Genomic DNA, 14,422 nt, shown 5'->3' with positions numbered 1-14,422 from the left:
CCCTTCGCCCGGCAAGCATAGCTGAACATCCACAAGCGTTTGCTGCCCGGCATGAATCGTTCTTTACGCAGCCCTGTACGGCCTGTCGCAGGGTTGCCAATACGCCATCTTTTGCAGGAAGTTGCCAGAGGAATAATTGTGGATTCTCGATTGAATGCCTTTCTTGAGCGCGCTGACGCCGTGCTCGCCCGCCTGGAACCCTTATTGCCCGCGCCACGGCAAACCATCGACTGGAACCAGTGCCTCGCCGCCCGCTGGCAGCGCGAAGGCCGCAGCGGTTTTCTGTTGCCGCTGGAGGTGAGCCTGGATATGCGCTTGTCCGACTTGATCGGCGTGGACAAGCAACGTGAAACACTGGCGCGCAATACTCAACAATTCCTCGATGGCCTGCCCGCCAACCATGCGTTGCTGTGGGGTTCGCGTGGCACCGGCAAATCGTCGATGGTGCGCGCCTTGCTGGCCCAGCATGCCCAGGCCGGTTTGCGCCTGATCGAGATCGAGCGTGACCATCTGGCCGACCTGCCGCGGGTGGTCGAGCAACTGCTCAAGCTGCCGCAGCGGTTCATTCTGTTCTGTGACGACCTTTCGTTCGAGGCCGGTGAAGGCGACTACCGCGTACTCAAGAGTGTGCTGGACGGCTCCCTGGAGCAGGCGCCGGAAAACGTGCTGCTGTACGCCACGTCCAACCGCCGCCACCTGGTGCCGGAAAACCAGAGCGACAACGACAATTGGAAGCGTGTGGAGGGTGAACTGCACCCCAGCGAAGCGGTGGAAGACAAGATTGCCTTGTCTGACCGTTTTGGCTTGTGGCTGTCGTTCTATCCCTTTACTCAAGAGCACTTCCTGGAGGTGGTGGAGCACTGGGTGGGTGAGCTGGCCGGCAAGGCCGGTTTGCAATGGCAGCGGGATGAAGCACTCGACATTCTTGCCGTGCGCTGGGCGACCGGGCGCGGCAACCGCAATGGCCGTTGCGCGTATCAATTCGCCCGCTATTGGGTGGGCCTGAAACTGCTGGAGCGTCAACCATGATCGATTTACAGCAGGCCGGCACCGGCCTGGACGGCTACGCCATGCTCTGCGCACAGCTGGAGTCGCTGTTGGCCGATGAGCGTGATTTCATCGCCAATAGCGCGCAGTTTTCCGCCTTTCTGTTTAACCAGCTGGACGATCTGAACTGGGCCGGCTTTTATCTCAATCGTAATGATGAGCTGGTGCTGGGGCCGTTTCAGGGCCAGATCGCCTGTGTCCGTATTCCGTTCGGGCGAGGGGTGTGTGGGGCTGCAGCGGCGTCGCGGCAAACCCAGCGGGTGGAGGATGTACACGCGTTCCCCGGGCATATCGCCTGTGACAGTGCATCCAACAGTGAGTTGGTAGTGCCGTTGGTCAAGGCCGGCCAACTGATCGGCGTTCTCGACCTGGACAGCCCTTCGCTGGCCCGCTTTACCCCGCAGGACCAAGTGGGTATTGAACAGCTGGCGGCGATTTTCCTGCGCCTGACCGATTGCTGATCCGGCAGGGGCGGTCTTGGGACCGCCCTCCGTTATTGGTCATTCAGTTCCCCGAGCTGGATGTGCAGCCTCTCTTCCAATTCCAACATCAGCTTTTCCAGGGTTTTCACGGCGGCTTCGATCGAGGGTGGGTCATCGCCGCGCGCACAGGCCTGCTCGATGACTTCGCATTGCGCGGCCAATGAGCGGGCTTGAACGATGCGGGCGGCGCCCTTGATCTTGTGGGCCTGCTCGATAATCTCCTGGGGCTTGGCCGGCGGCGCCATCAGCGTGAGCAATTGCTGTCGGTCATGCCGGCTGCTGTTCAACAGCTCCTCCAGCAAGCGTCGGCGCATGTCTGGGTCGCCGCCGGTCAGGGCATCGAAGTTGCCGAGGTCGAGCATCGGGCCAGCCGGTTTAGGGTGGATATGGGCCAATTGCCGCTCCAATGCCGTGAGGCTGATGGGCTTGAACAGGCAATCGTTCATGCCCGCCTGGGCGCAGCGCTGCTTCTCTTCGGGCTGGGCATTGGCGGTAAAGCCCAACACCACGCAAGGTGTGAGTTGTTCGCGCTGCTCGTATTCGCGGATAGAACGGCTCAACTCGTAGCCATTCATGATCGGCATGTTGCAGTCGGCGATTACCAGATCGAAGTGCGCCTGGCGCCAGGCCTGGAAGCCCATCGCACCGTTCTGGGCCGCGGTGAACTGGTGGCCCAGGAAACCGAGCTGCTGGCACATCAGCAAGCGGTTCGCCGGGTGATCGTCCACCACCAGCACACTGAGCACCGGTGCGGTCGCCGTCGCCTCGGGCTTGGGTTCGGTGCTCGCCAGCTCAGGTTGAAGGCGCGTCATCTTCAGGCTGACGTGCACTTGGGTGCCCACCATCGGCACGCTGCTCAGGCTCAATTGGCCGCCCATCATTTCGCACAGGCTGCGACAGATCACCAGCCCCAGGCCCGCACCGCTCCTGGCCAGTTGCCCGGAGTTGTCGGCCTGGGCAAAGGGTTCGAACAGGCGCGCCTGATCGTCCCGGCTGATGCCGATGCCGGTGTCTTCCACCACCAATTTCATTTCGACCTGTTGCGGCAGTTGGGTGGGCAATACCTCCACCTTGATTTTCACCTGGCCACGCTCGGTGAACTTGATGGCATTGCTCACCAGGTTCGACAGCACCTGCTTGAAGCGCAGTGGATCGATCAGCACTTCGGTATGGACCAGGTCGGGCTTGAACTCCAGCAACAAACTGAGGGTTTTCTGGCGGGCCAGGCCGTCGAAGACGCGCACCACCGACTCGATCACCTCGCGCAGGTTGACGCGTTCCGGCGCCAGGCTCAGGCGGCCGGACTCGATACGCGCGATGTCGAGGATATCGCCGATCAGTTCCAGCAGATCCTTGGCTGAGTTGTAGGCCACTTCGATGGCCGGCCGATCCAGGTGGCCCTGGTCGGCTCGCTTGAGAGTCAGCTCGAGCATGCCGATCACCGCGTTCATCGGCGTGCGTATTTCATGGCTCATAGTGGCGAGGAACGTACTCTTGGCGCGATTGGCTTCATCGGCTTGCTCCTTGGCGGCGCGCAGTTCATCGAATAGTTGGCGTCGTTCGCTGATGTCTATCCAGCCCCCGATGATGCCTTGGACTTCACCGACGGAATCGCGGTACGGCAGGATCCAGTGGTAGATCGTCAGCTTCTTGCCATGAATGTGCAGGGTTCGGTCCAGGATCAGCGGGTTGCCCTCGGCGACCACGCGCTGGTAGTCGGCGTGATATTGCGCCGCCTCCGCCGCCTGGGCGGTGCCGATCTGGGTCACGGTTTTACCGATCACGTCTTCACGCTTGACGTCGAACACTTGCAGGTAGCTGTCATTGCAGGTCTGCAGCAAGCCCTGTCGGTCACGCACATAGATCGGGTGCGGGGTTTCATTGACGAGGGCGCGCATGAACTCGAACTGATCATTGAGCGCGCGTTCGGCCATCTTCCGATGCTTGATCTGGCGGCGCATGTAAGCGTTCCAGATCAGGGACGTCAGCAGCAGCAGCCCGGTCCCGATGATGATGCGCGCGATCAATTGGTGGTAATCGCGCCAGTAGCTGTCGGAGTCGACGCTGTAGCCTCGCCAGCGACTATTGATCACCCCCAGTTCATCCGGCGCGATGCTGAGCAGGGCCTTGTCGAGAATCGAGCTGAGTTCGTTAGCGCTGCGTGAGGTCGCCAGCGCAAAAGTGGCGGGCATCGTCCCGATGCTGAAGCTGATTTGAGTTTTGTCCTGGAACACCCGCGATGACAGGAAATAGTTGGCGACCACCAGGGTATTGACCGCACCCTCCACCTCGCCTTTTACCAGTAGTTCGGTCGACTTGAAGGAGTCACCTGTTTCAACCAGATGAATCTTCGGAAAATTCTCGCGCAGGAATTTTTCCAACGGGCTGCCTACGGTGATCGCCAGCCGCTTGCCTTCCATTTCTTCCAGGCCAGTGGGAGCTTGGTTCTCCTTGCGCGTTAACATCACGTAGGAGTTTTCCAGATAGGGGCGACTGAAGTTCAGCTGGGTTTCTCGTTCGGTGCTGGGAACGATGGCGCCGATGATGTCCGCTTTGCCGGCCTCGATTTGGTTGATCATCGCGTCCACATCCCGGCCGCGCTGGATGTCGAAGCGCAACCCGGTGCGCAGGCGAATCAGCTCCAGGAGGTCGGCGGTGATGCCGCGAAAATTGCCTTCGGCATCGAAGAACGTCAACGGCGCATAGGCTTCGTTGACGATCACCCTGACCACCGGGTTGTCCTTCAGCCAACGCTCTTCGCGAAGGGTCAGTTGCAGCTTGTGGTCAGTCAGCAAGATATCGCTGCCGGCACTCCAGCGCTTGGCAATCGCTTCCCGTTCATTGATGGGCACGGCCATTAATACCGCGTTGACGATGCTCAACAGGGTGCGCTGGTGCTGGGGCACGGCAAAACTGAAACCGTAGGCTTCGTGCTTGCTGAAGTTGGCCATGCGGATGTTTTTCAGGTAGCCCTTGTTGATCAGGTAATGGGTGGAAATGGTATCGCCCAGGAACACGTCGGCCTGGTCGAATGCCACCGCATTCAGGGCGTTTTGATAGGAGGGGTAGGCGCGGATGATTGCCTCTGGGTACAGCTTCTCTACCTCGTCCAGCGGCAGGTAGTGGTAGACCAGGGCTAGGCGCAGTTGCGCCAGGCCATCACTGAGGCTGCGGGTTTCGCCCTCGCGGGTGACCAGTACCGGCTGATCCACGGCATAGGGTTCTGACAAGGTCAGGTTGGGGTTCGCCGCTTCAAAACCGTTGGAGGAACCCAGCAAATCGATATCGCCTGTTTCCAGGGCGCGTATGGCGGCCTCACGGGACGGATATCGCAACACTTTCACCGGAAGGTCCAGTGCCTGAGCCAGCAGGCCAGCGTAGTCGGCGGTAAGGCCTTCATAGTCGCGACCGCTTGAGGTGAGGTCGAAGGGCGGATAGTCGGGTGATGCGGCCCCCAGCAGTAGTTCGCGTTTGTTCTGCAACCACAGGCGTTGCGCCTTGTCCAGATTGGGCTCCAGTTGTATGGCGCTTGCGCGACTCAACAAGTTGAAGTGTTCCGGGCTTGTTTGAGTGTTTGCAGGCACAGCGGTGCTGAAGCACAAACCGGCACTCAATATAATCAGATAGTCCTTTATACACCTGGGCATCCGCTTTCTCACACTAGCGCGTTTCGTTTTGCCATCTCGATAAGTTCTACCAAGGACTTGGCTTGAAGTTTTTGCATTAGCCGCTTTTTATAAGTACTTACTGTCTTGTTGCTCAAGAACATACCTTTTGCAATTTCCTTATTGGTGCGGCCTTGTGCAAAAAGTTGCAATACCATTAGTTCGCGATCGTTGACCGCTTTGAACAGTTCGAGTTCTTTGGAGTCGATGCCGGCGGCATTCAATGCCTGGCTGGGGAAGTAGTTGTAACCGGATAGCACGGCACGGATAGCGCTCAGCAGCTCGCTCAGGTCGCCTTCCTTGCACACATACCCATCGGCGCCCGACCGCATGCATCGCGTGGCGAAGAGTGTCGGCGACTGGGCCGTCAGCACCAGCGTTTTCATTGAGGCATTCATGGCGTTGAATCGGCAGAGCACTTCCAGCCCGTCCAGTTTTGGAATGCTGATATCGAGGATGATCAGGTCCGGCAGGCATTCGCGCACCATTTGTATGGCGTCGCATCCGTTATCCGTTTCACCCACTACTTTGTAGCCCTCATGTTCCAACAACATTCGGATGGCAAGCCTTATAACCGGATGGTCATCGATAATAAAAACGGTGTTCATAGTCACATTCCATGCTGGTGCAAATAAAGCGGGCACATTAGCTCAGAAGAGGGTGTGGAGCATGAGCACGAAGGGGGGCAGATATAAAACAGGAAAGGTCCTACATAAAAAAAGGTGAAGACTTACGAGTTGCTAAGGCTTTCTGAAGCGGCATTCCGGTGTTTTGCAACTAGCTGGCTGAATGCTGATGCGATGGATTAGGTGAAGATAAGCCGGAATGTTTTCGACGGGTTAATAGGTTTAACGTCCTACATTCAGGCCGGGCTCAATGCTCGGATCAAGCATGAAAGTTCATGTTTGTTTAAGGGTTTTGGCAAGTAGCCGAGCAGGGGAAGGCCTCGTTCCAAGGCTTGGGTTTGCAGCATGGAAAGTTCTGCCAAGGGCAAGCCACTGAGCAGGATCGCGGTGTTGATAAAGCGTTGGCGACTGGCGATGTCTATCAACTCAAGCCCAGGCAGGTCGGGCAGGCATTGGTCGCACAGGAGGATGTCGAAGGGCGCCTCGGCCAGCGTCATCAAGCGGATCGCTTGTTCGGCGTTTTCCGCCGGTGTCAGTTGCTCGAAGCCAAAACTTCTAAGCAGGCACTGGGTGGCCAACAGTTGAAAGGGATGGTCCTCCACCAACAGGATACGAAGGGGGTAACTGGGCATAGAAAGTACACGATGAGTCAAGCGTCGATGGGGACGCAGGGCAGTTATCCACGTTTGCCCGGAGCGTGCGCGATTATTCTCCGGGTGTTTGTGCGAATTCGATCAGGCCGCTCTGTTCCCTGTGTAGGGGGATTCTTTGAAGGCGGCAGACGGCTTGATCAATTCCGTTACTGAGGGCTGGAGCGCCCGGTCATCTCTCGCGCCATCTCGGTGGCATAGCTGTCGGTCATGCCGGCGATGAAGTCGATCATGCGTAGGAACGAGGTGTGCAATGGCCATGCAGGGTTGGGCGCATTGTTGCCAAGCAGGTCGAGAATGCGCCGGTTCTTGAAGGACGGCGTGCGTCCGCCATGTTGCTCCAGCGCCGCACCGCAAAAGGCGTTCAACAGAATCTCCAGCGTGGTGTAGGCGCCGATTTCATGCAGGGTCTTGCGCTTGTCCTGGAAGATTTTCTTGCGCGCCATGTCTTTGGCATCCAGTACACAGCGTTTGGCCGGGCCGTGCATATGCTCCACCAGGTCGCCGGGGAGGGTACCGGCCAGCAAGGCGTCCTGCTGCTCGACGAACGCGTGCGCGGCGGCGTTGGTCAGGTGCTCAATGGCTTTGCCGCGCAAAATCGCCAGCTTGCGGCGGCGTGAGTCCAGTGGGCCCAGTTGCCGATAAGTCTGCGGCAGGTCGTCGCCCACCAGGTTAAGCAGCAGCGACTCGACTTCGGCATAGTCCAACAGGTCCATTTCCAGGCCGTCTTCCAGGTCGATCAAGGCATAGCAGATGTCATCCGCGGCCTCCATCAGATACACCAGCGGGTGACGGGCCCAGCGTTGTTCTTCGAGTTGCGGCAGGCCGAGTTTGTGGGCGATCTGTTCGAGGATCGGCAGCTCGCTCTGATAACAGCCGAATTTGTGTTTTTTGTAGCCCAGGGAGTCGGCGTGGCGGGCGGTCCAGGGGTATTTCAGGTAAGTCCCCAGGGTGGCGTAGGTCAGCCGTGTGCCGCCATCGAACTGGTGATATTCAAGCTGCGTCAGCACCCGGAAGCCCTGGGCGTTCCCTTCGAAGTTGAGAAAGTCATTGCGCTCGGCACCGCTCATGTCGTCCAGCCAGCCGCGCCCCGCCGCCTGTTGAAACCAATGGCGGATGGCATCTTCGCCGGAATGCCCGAAGGGTGGGTTGCCGATGTCATGGGCCAGGCAAGCCGATTGCACCACCATGCCCAGGTCGCTCGGGTCGCACCAATCGGGCAAGGCGCCGCGCAGGGTTTCGCCAACGCGCATGCCCAGGGAGCGGCCTACGCAACTGACTTCCAGCGAGTGGGTCAGGCGCGTGTGGATATGGTCGTTACTCGACACCGGATGCACTTGGGTCTTGCGGCCCAGGCGGCGGAACGCACCGGAGAAAATAATGCGGTCATGGTCTTTGTGAAACGGGCTGCGGCCCAATTCTTCCGGGCTGTGGAGGGGTTTTCCAAGACGTTCGCGGGTAAGCAGGGTGGGCCAATCCAAGGCGAGTACTCTCCGGGCGGTAAATGACCCTCCCAGCTTCCCGGTTCCGCCTTGGCGGGGCAAGCGAAAATCTACAGGCCGGCGGCGTCAATATCGATTAACAGCAGGCGCTGACCATTGTCGAAGAATTGTCCGGCGGTGAGGCAGTACTGGTTGGTGGTGGCGTCGCGGTAGGTCGAGGACAGGGTCAGGCGCCGTTCCTCCCAACCTTCGGCCAGCAAGTGATAGAAGTACGGGCGCCACGACCAGTTATGGCCCAGGTAGCGGCTGTCGGACTGCCACGCGTCCTGGCGCCACTCGAAGTTGGGCGTCAACTGCGTTCCATGCCGGTCGCACTGATAAAAGCGCAGCAACCAGGGGAAGTCCGGTAGCTGCGGCAGCAGGGCCAGCGGCGCCTGGCCTTGGGCCCAGGTTTGCAGGATCTTCATCAGTTCGGTCAGTTGCTGGCGCAGGTGCATGAGGCGTCCGCGCTCCGCCAGTTTTTGCTGCACATACGCCGTGCGCAGTTGCGCAAAACGCGGTACGAAGGCGTCGGTGGCGAACCAGTCCAACTGCGCCTGGGCAAACAGATAGCCCTGCACATACCGCGAGCCGCATTCCAGGGCGAAGCTCAGTTGCGCCTCGGTCTCCACGCCTTCGGCGATGATCCAGCAACCGGTCTTTTCCGCCATCTGCGCCAGCGCCCGCACCACGTCGCTGCTCGGTCCGCCTCGGGCGGCGGCCTGGAACAGGCGCATGTCCAGCTTGAGAATGTCCGGTTGCAAGGCCAGTACCCGGTCGAGCTGGGAGTAGCCAGCGCCGAAATCGTCAATGGCAATACGTGCGCCCGCCGCGCGATAGCGCGCCACCACGTCGGCCAGGCGCTGTATATCGCCGCCCAACTCGGTGATCTCGAACACAATGCGCGCAGGGTCGACGCCATGCCTGTGTATCTGTTTCAGGCTCGGCAACGCCTGGCCCGGGCGCAGGCGGTTGATCCAGCGCGGCGACATATTCAGGCTCAGGAACCAATCGTCGGGGGCTTCATGCAGGCGGCTCAGCGCGTTGTCGCGTATCTGCCGGTCGAGGCGGCGCAACGCCACGCCCGGTGTGCGCGGGTCGTCGAACAGCGGGCCCACGGATTGCAAACGGCCGTCCGGCTGGCGCAGTCGGCCCAGGGCCTCGACGCCGGCAATGCGCCCGGTGGCGGTATCGATAAACGGCTGGAAGCAGGCGAGCGGTTGCCCGTCGATCACGGGGCCTCCTTAAGCGAGGTGGCGAAAAAAGGCCCGGCCCTCATTCAAGAGGGCCGGGCCGATTCTGTTTGCAAGAATGCAGCCAGCAGGGCTCAAGCTTTACGCGAAGAGCTGGCCATCGCCAATTTGATCAACGGGATCAAACCGGCACCCAGGCGCACCAGGCGCGTAAGGCTGCTGAGGCTGCCGCCCTTGGCGCCCTTGCCGGTAAAGAAGCCCATCAGCGTCACCGCCGCCACGCCCCACAGCGGCGCGTGCTTGATGCCCAGGCTGTCCTGCCAGTTGTGGCGCATATCGCGGACTTTGTGCAGGGGCGCGAGCAATTGTTGCGACTCGTGACGGATTTCCTGGCGGTGCATTTCCATGCGCAGGCGGATCAACGCCTTGCGCATTTCCCGGCGGGAGGTGGTGTGGGGGATTTCAGTCAGGCTCATGGCAGCAGGCGCTCCCGATCATTGGCCAGCTCTTCGAGCGTGGCGTGGAAGGGCGTGGATTCATCGAACACCGCCGCCTTCAGGCGCACCCCGCAGAACGCGGCGGCGAGGGTATAAAACACGCATAGACAGATGATCCCGGTGAGGCGATAGCCGGTGTCCCATACCAGAATCATTACCAGCGTCGACAACCCCACCAGCAACAGCAGGGCAAACACCAGCGCCAGGCCTGCAAACAGCAGCAGGCTGACGGTACGCGCCTTTTGTTCCTGCAGTTCGATGCCAAACAATTCGACGTGGCTGTGCAGCAGCCCTAGAACGGCCGCGCCCAGGCGTCGTGAGGTAGAACGTGTGCCCGTGGACGAGCCGCTTTCGTCGATAGACATAGTGTTAGCGCCTTGTAGCCAGCAGGCCGATCAGAAACCCCACGCCAGCGGCAATGCCCACCGCCTGCCAAGGGTTGGCCTGCACGTAATCTTCAGTGGCGGTTACCGCTGCCTGGCCGCGTTCGCGCAGGGAGTCTTCGGTCAGTTGCAGGGTTTCGCGGGCTTTGAGCAGGCTTTCATGGATCTTGCTGCGCAGTTCGTCGGCCTGGTCACCGGCCAGGATCGCGGTGTCGTCCAGCAACTTTTCGGTGTCACTGACCAGGGTTTGAAAATCCGCCATCAATATTTCCTGCGCGGTCTGTGCTGTTTTTCTGGCCATGGTATCTCCGTGATGGGCTGATCTGTACGTGTGGTTTCGAGTCACCGGCATCGGTGAAGGTTCAGTGCAATTGTCTGGTACAGCTTTTGCTTTGCCTTGGTGCGCAGGCCCTGAAGGCTGCGCTGAATCTGGGCGGTAAGGCCTCAAGCCATCAAAAACCTTACCTTAAATAACTCAAACTCGCGGAAAAACCCTGTCGGCCACGGCTTTTCAGGTTGACCGCTGCGCTAAAGCGGTTCACGCCTTCTGCAGAGGGGCGGGGCCGTCGGTGCCAATTTAGTGCGCGCAACCCTGGCTCGAACCGCTTTGGTGCTTTTTGTGTTTAACACAGGCCTGCCAACCTCCATGGAAAATTTGCAAAGCGCGGTGGACACTCTGGTCCACAGCTCCAACACCCTGTTTATCCTGATCGGTGCGGTCATGGTACTGGCCATGCACGCCGGCTTCGCGTTCCTCGAAGTCGGCACGGTGCGCCAGAAAAACCAAGTCAACGCCCTGTCCAAGATCCTCAGCGACTTCGCCATCTCCACCCTGGCCTATTTCTTTATAGGCTATTGGATCTCGTACGGCGTGAGCTTCATGCAACCGGCGGCCGTGATCAGCGCCGACCACGGTTACGGTTTGGTGAAGTTCTTCTTCCTGCTGACGTTTGCCGCAGCGATCCCGGCGATTATTTCCGGAGGCATTGCCGAGCGTGCAAAATTCGCCCCGCAGCTGTGTGCCACTGCGTTGATCGTGGCGTTTATCTACCCGTTCTTTGAAGGCATGGTCTGGAACGGCAATTTCGGCGTGCAAGCCTGGTTGCTTGCCGCCTTTGGTGCCAGTTTCCATGACTTCGCAGGTTCCGTGGTGGTGCACGCCATGGGCGGCTGGCTGGCGCTGGCGGCGGTGTTGCTGCTCGGCCCGCGCAATGGGCGCTACCGCGAAGGGCGCCTGGTGGCCTTTGCACCGTCGAGTATTCCGTTCCTGGCGCTGGGGTCGTGGATCCTCATCGTCGGCTGGTTCGGCTTTAACGTGATGAGTGCGCAGACCCTGAGCGGCGTCAGCGGGCTGGTGGCGGTCAACTCGTTGATGGCCATGGTCGGTGGCACCGTCGCCGCGCTGGTGATCGGCCGCAATGACCCAGGCTTTCTACATAACGGTCCGCTGGCCGGGCTGGTGGCGATCTGCGCCGGTTCCGACTTGATGCATCCGGTGGGCGCGCTGGTGACCGGTGTGGTCGCCGGCGGCTTGTTTGTGTGGTGTTTTATTGCGGCCCAGGATCGCTGGAAGCTCGACGACGTGCTGGGCGTATGGCCGCTGCACGGTTTGTGCGGCGTATGGGGTGGCATCGCCTGCGGCATCTTTGGCCAGACGGCGCTGGGCGGGTTGGGCGGCGTGAGCCTGATCAGCCAGTTGATCGGCACCGGCCTGGGCGTAGCCGTGGCGTTTGGCGGCGGCCTGCTGGTGTACGGTGTGATCAAGCGCGCAAGCGGGCTGCGCCTGAGCCAGGAGCAGGAGTACTACGGCGCGGACCTGTCGATCCACAAGATCGGCGCGGTCAGTCAGGATTGATCGGCGCCTCGTCGTCATTGCCGGGGTGGGAGTAAAAACCGTGCAGCAGGCGGTAGCGGGTTTGCCGCACTTCATCGACCCGGGCCTGTACCTGTTGGTCCGGCAGGCCCAGCAGGATCAAGGCGTGGGAGGCGAGCATCAGGCTCGACTCCAACAACTCGGGCACCACTTCACTGGCGCCCGCGGCTTTCAGCTCAGCCAGTTGGCTGTCATCGCGGGTACGCACCAGGATCGGCACGTCGGGGTTGATTCGGCGTGCCTCCTTCAACACCAGCAGGGCGACATCGCTGTTGTCCACGGCGATCACCACCAACCGCGCGCGCTCCAGGCCCACCGCACTGAGCAGCGCGCCTCGGCGGCAGTCGCCGTAATGCACGCTGCTGTCTTCGGTGGCCGCCTCCTGCACCCGTTCCGGGTCGTCATCCAGGGCGATAAACGCCTGCCGCTCGCGGTGCAGAAAACGCCCGATGGACTGCCCGACACGGCCATAGCCGCAGATCACCGCATGCCCGTGCAACTGCGCGTTGAGCGCGGTGATTGCTTCCAGTTGCACCTGTTGGTTGGGTTTGCGGTGCAGGCGCAGGGCAATCGCCGGCGCGGCGCGCAACAACAGCGGAGTCAGCAGCATCGAGCAGAAGGTCGCGGCGAGCAGCACGCCATTGAACTGGTCCGGAATCAGTTGGCTCTGCTGCATCTGCGCCATCAGCGCAAAACAGAACTCACCGCCCTGGGCCAGGGCCAGGCCGCTGCGCCAGGCGGTTTCACTGTCGCTGCCGCGCAGCTTGACCAGCACGGCGACCACGGCGCCCTTGATAAGCATCAAGGTGAGGGTCAGGCCGAGGATCAGCAGGCCGTGGCTTAGGAATAACTGCAGGTCGATGAGCATGCCGATACTGACGAAAAACAGCCCCAGGAGGATGTCGCGAAACGGTCGGATATCCGCTTCGATCTGGTGGCGATAATGGCTTTCGCCGAGCAGCATGCCGGCCAGGAACGCACCAAGGGCCGGAGACAGGCCGAGCAAGTGCGTGAGCCAGGCGGTCAACAACACAATCACCAGCGCCAACAGCACAAACAGCTCGGCCGAATGGGACGCGGCGACTTCGTGAAACAGGCGCGGTAACAACCAGCGACTGGCCAGCAGCAGGCCCACGAACAGCACCCCGGTTTTACCCAGGGTCAGCGGCAAGGCCCAGTACCAGGCGTGGTCACTGCTGCCGGCAAACACGGGCACCAGGGTCAGCAGCAACACGGCCACCACGTCCTGGAACAGCAGCACGCCGATCGCATTCTGGCCATGGCTGCTGAAGATTTCCCCGAGGCTGGTCAGCTCCTTGCTGACGATGGCCGTAGACGACAACGCCAGCCCCGCACCGAGCAGCAAGGCGATGCCTGGCGCCACGCCCAAGGCCATCAACATACCGCCCAGCAGCACCGCGCAACCCAGCACTTGCAAACTGCCCAGGCCGAATACGACGCGGCGCAGGGCCAGCATCTTGGTCAGGGAAAACTCCAAACCCAGGGAAAACAGCAGGAACACCACGCCCAACTCCGCGAGGTCGGGCAGCTCTTCGCTGTCATTCACCCAATCCAGAGCCGTCGGCCCCACGGCCAGGCCCACACACAGGTAGCCCAGCACGGGAGGCAGTTGCAGCCGGCGAAACAGCGCAATCACCACCAGGGAGGAGGCCAGAATGATCAGCAGGTTGGCAAACACGAGCATCTCCGTTGCAGGGTGAGCGGGCAAAAAGCCGCGAGAATCGCTGAATCAGTTATAGGCCATGCTGATCTGGGTCAATTTTTTTTGTGGGTCACAGCGCCAGGGCGGCTTTAGAATGCTCACTCGTCCCCTGCCAGGTCTATTCGCCATGCTTCCTGAATGCCAGCTGTTCGGCACCCTGGGTTGCCATCTGTGTGAGATTGCTGAAGCTGAAATCATGCCGCTCGTCGAACACGGACTGCTCGTTGAATTGGTCGACATCACCGACCCCGACGACCTGACCGAGGCCTATGGCCTAAGAATTCCGGTGCTTCGACGCAGGGACACGGGCGCGGAACTGGACTGGCCGTTCGACACTGAACAGGTTGTCGCCTTCCTTCGCTGAGGTTTATGCGATGGCGGGTTTCCAAATATTAAGTTACTGTATGTTTGTACAGCGATTGAATAGAGGGAACGCCCGTGGTGAATGTTGAACAACTGAAAAGCAGCGTCAATCGCATGTCTGCCGACGTCGTGCGCGATGCGGTGAACGAGCTGCGCCTCGATGGCTTGGTCACGGAAGGCAAGACGCCGTTTAACAAGGTGCATTTCAATACCTGCTTTGCCGAGATCGAAGCGTTGTTCCAGCGCGCCGGTTACCACAAGCAGTTGGACGTAGTGGGCTACCAGGGCTTGCTCTACGCCTTGTACGATCCGGGCCGCTGGGAAGCAGTGGACGTACTGCGCTGGCTCAAGGAGTTCACCGAGGCCGCCAGTGCGTCGCCGATCCTGCGGGCGCAATTGGCCAAGGCGTGATATCCGCCCTAGGCCGAATCCCGCTTCA

The 14,422-nt window shown here is 60.4% G+C and carries 14 protein-coding genes; 5 read left to right on the top strand and 9 right to left on the bottom strand.

Going from position 1 to position 14,422, the window contains the following annotated elements:
• Nucleotides 1–138 precede the first annotated feature (138 nt).
• The gene (locus AB4O23_RS24045; RefSeq protein ID WP_065876587.1) at nt 139–1,029 is read left to right on the top strand and encodes an ATP-binding protein; all 891 of its coding nucleotides are present in this window, start codon (nt 139–141) and stop codon (nt 1,027–1,029) included.
• Nucleotides 1,026–1,508 (top strand): GAF domain-containing protein, encoded by a 483-nt coding sequence (locus AB4O23_RS24040; protein ID WP_017529360.1) that lies wholly within the window; start codon nt 1,026–1,028, stop codon nt 1,506–1,508. The genes AB4O23_RS24045 and AB4O23_RS24040 overlap by 4 nt, the downstream gene beginning before the upstream one ends.
• A gap of 32 nt (nt 1,509–1,540) precedes the next feature.
• Here the strand turns inward: AB4O23_RS24040 and AB4O23_RS24035 are convergent, their stop codons facing one another.
• From AB4O23_RS24035 to AB4O23_RS24000, 8 genes are all read right to left on the bottom strand, one after another.
• Nucleotides 1,541–5,176, bottom strand: a complete 3,636-nt coding sequence (locus AB4O23_RS24035) for a transporter substrate-binding domain-containing protein (RefSeq protein WP_460069064.1) — start codon at nt 5,174–5,176, stop codon at nt 1,541–1,543.
• An 8-nt stretch (nt 5,177–5,184) separates the two neighbouring features.
• Nucleotides 5,185–5,802, bottom strand: a complete 618-nt coding sequence (locus tag AB4O23_RS24030; RefSeq protein ID WP_017529358.1) for a response regulator transcription factor — start codon at nt 5,800–5,802, stop codon at nt 5,185–5,187.
• 254 nt (nt 5,803–6,056) lie between these two features.
• Nucleotides 6,057–6,452, bottom strand: coding sequence for a response regulator (locus AB4O23_RS24025; RefSeq protein WP_065877946.1), 396 nt, complete (start codon nt 6,450–6,452; stop codon nt 6,057–6,059).
• Between the two features lie 167 nt (nt 6,453–6,619).
• Complete coding sequence (locus tag AB4O23_RS24020) at nt 6,620–7,951, bottom strand: deoxyguanosinetriphosphate triphosphohydrolase (RefSeq protein ID WP_017529356.1); 1,332 nt, start codon at nt 7,949–7,951, stop codon at nt 6,620–6,622.
• 71 nt (nt 7,952–8,022) lie between these two features.
• On the bottom strand, nt 8,023–9,186 hold the full coding sequence (locus AB4O23_RS24015; protein ID WP_065877948.1) for an EAL domain-containing protein: 1,164 nt from the start codon (nt 9,184–9,186) through the stop codon (nt 8,023–8,025).
• Nucleotides 9,187–9,278: 92 nt separating this feature from the next.
• Nucleotides 9,279–9,620 carry a hypothetical protein gene (locus tag AB4O23_RS24010; protein WP_017529354.1) on the bottom strand — a complete coding sequence of 114 codons (342 nt, stop codon included), beginning with the start codon at nt 9,618–9,620 and terminating at the stop codon, nt 9,279–9,281.
• On the bottom strand, nt 9,617–10,006 hold the full coding sequence (locus tag AB4O23_RS24005; RefSeq protein ID WP_017529353.1) for a phage holin family protein: 390 nt from the start codon (nt 10,004–10,006) through the stop codon (nt 9,617–9,619). Before AB4O23_RS24005 ends, AB4O23_RS24010 begins: the two co-directional genes overlap by 4 nt.
• A 4-nt stretch (nt 10,007–10,010) precedes the next feature.
• A complete protein-coding gene (locus AB4O23_RS24000) occupies nt 10,011–10,325 on the bottom strand; it encodes an ElaB/YgaM/YqjD family protein (RefSeq protein ID WP_017529352.1) in 315 nt (104 codons plus the stop codon).
• A gap of 345 nt (nt 10,326–10,670) precedes the next feature.
• Between AB4O23_RS24000 and AB4O23_RS23995 the strand changes: the two genes are divergently transcribed.
• Nucleotides 10,671–11,879, top strand: coding sequence for an ammonium transporter (locus AB4O23_RS23995; protein ID WP_068935765.1), 1,209 nt, complete (start codon nt 10,671–10,673; stop codon nt 11,877–11,879).
• On the opposite strand, the gene AB4O23_RS23990 is transcribed toward AB4O23_RS23995, so the two are convergent.
• Nucleotides 11,866–13,602: a cation:proton antiporter gene (locus AB4O23_RS23990; RefSeq protein WP_065877951.1), complete on the bottom strand. Its 1,737-nt coding sequence runs from the start codon at nt 13,600–13,602 to the stop codon at nt 11,866–11,868. The two genes, AB4O23_RS23995 and AB4O23_RS23990, sit on opposite strands and share 14 nt — an antisense overlap.
• A gap of 145 nt (nt 13,603–13,747) precedes the next feature.
• On the opposite strand from AB4O23_RS23990, the gene AB4O23_RS23985 reads away from it, so the two are divergent.
• Both AB4O23_RS23985 and AB4O23_RS23980 read left to right on the top strand, forming a co-directional pair.
• The gene (locus AB4O23_RS23985; protein ID WP_065877953.1) at nt 13,748–13,984 is read left to right on the top strand and encodes a glutaredoxin family protein; all 237 of its coding nucleotides are present in this window, start codon (nt 13,748–13,750) and stop codon (nt 13,982–13,984) included.
• 74 nt (nt 13,985–14,058) lie between these two features.
• Nucleotides 14,059–14,394 carry a hypothetical protein gene (locus AB4O23_RS23980; protein WP_017529348.1) on the top strand — a complete coding sequence of 112 codons (336 nt, stop codon included), beginning with the start codon at nt 14,059–14,061 and terminating at the stop codon, nt 14,392–14,394.
• Nucleotides 14,395–14,422 lie beyond the last annotated feature (28 nt).

The sequence above is a fragment of the Pseudomonas sp. H2_A10 genome (genome assembly GCF_054680085.1).
Note: the sequence above shows the minus strand (reverse complement) of the source record. Positions and strands in the feature narration are given on the sequence as shown.

Coding starts and splice junctions, on each gene's coding strand:
- AB4O23_RS24040 (WP_017529360.1), top strand. CDS start 1,026: ATGATCGATTTACAGCAGGCCGGCACCGGCCTGGACGGCTACGCCATG.
- AB4O23_RS24035 (WP_460069064.1), bottom strand. CDS start 5,176: ATGCCCAGGTGTATAAAGGACTATCTGATTATATTGAGTGCCGGTTTG.
- AB4O23_RS24030 (WP_017529358.1), bottom strand. CDS start 5,802: ATGAACACCGTTTTTATTATCGATGACCATCCGGTTATAAGGCTTGCC.
- AB4O23_RS24025 (WP_065877946.1), bottom strand. CDS start 6,452: ATGCCCAGTTACCCCCTTCGTATCCTGTTGGTGGAGGACCATCCCTTT.
- AB4O23_RS24010 (WP_017529354.1), bottom strand. CDS start 9,620: ATGAGCCTGACTGAAATCCCCCACACCACCTCCCGCCGGGAAATGCGC.
- AB4O23_RS24005 (WP_017529353.1), bottom strand. CDS start 10,006: ATGTCTATCGACGAAAGCGGCTCGTCCACGGGCACACGTTCTACCTCA.
- AB4O23_RS24000 (WP_017529352.1), bottom strand. CDS start 10,325: ATGGCCAGAAAAACAGCACAGACCGCGCAGGAAATATTGATGGCGGAT.
- AB4O23_RS23995 (WP_068935765.1), top strand. CDS start 10,671: ATGGAAAATTTGCAAAGCGCGGTGGACACTCTGGTCCACAGCTCCAAC.
- AB4O23_RS23990 (WP_065877951.1), bottom strand. CDS start 13,602: ATGCTCGTGTTTGCCAACCTGCTGATCATTCTGGCCTCCTCCCTGGTG.
- AB4O23_RS23985 (WP_065877953.1), top strand. CDS start 13,748: ATGCTTCCTGAATGCCAGCTGTTCGGCACCCTGGGTTGCCATCTGTGT.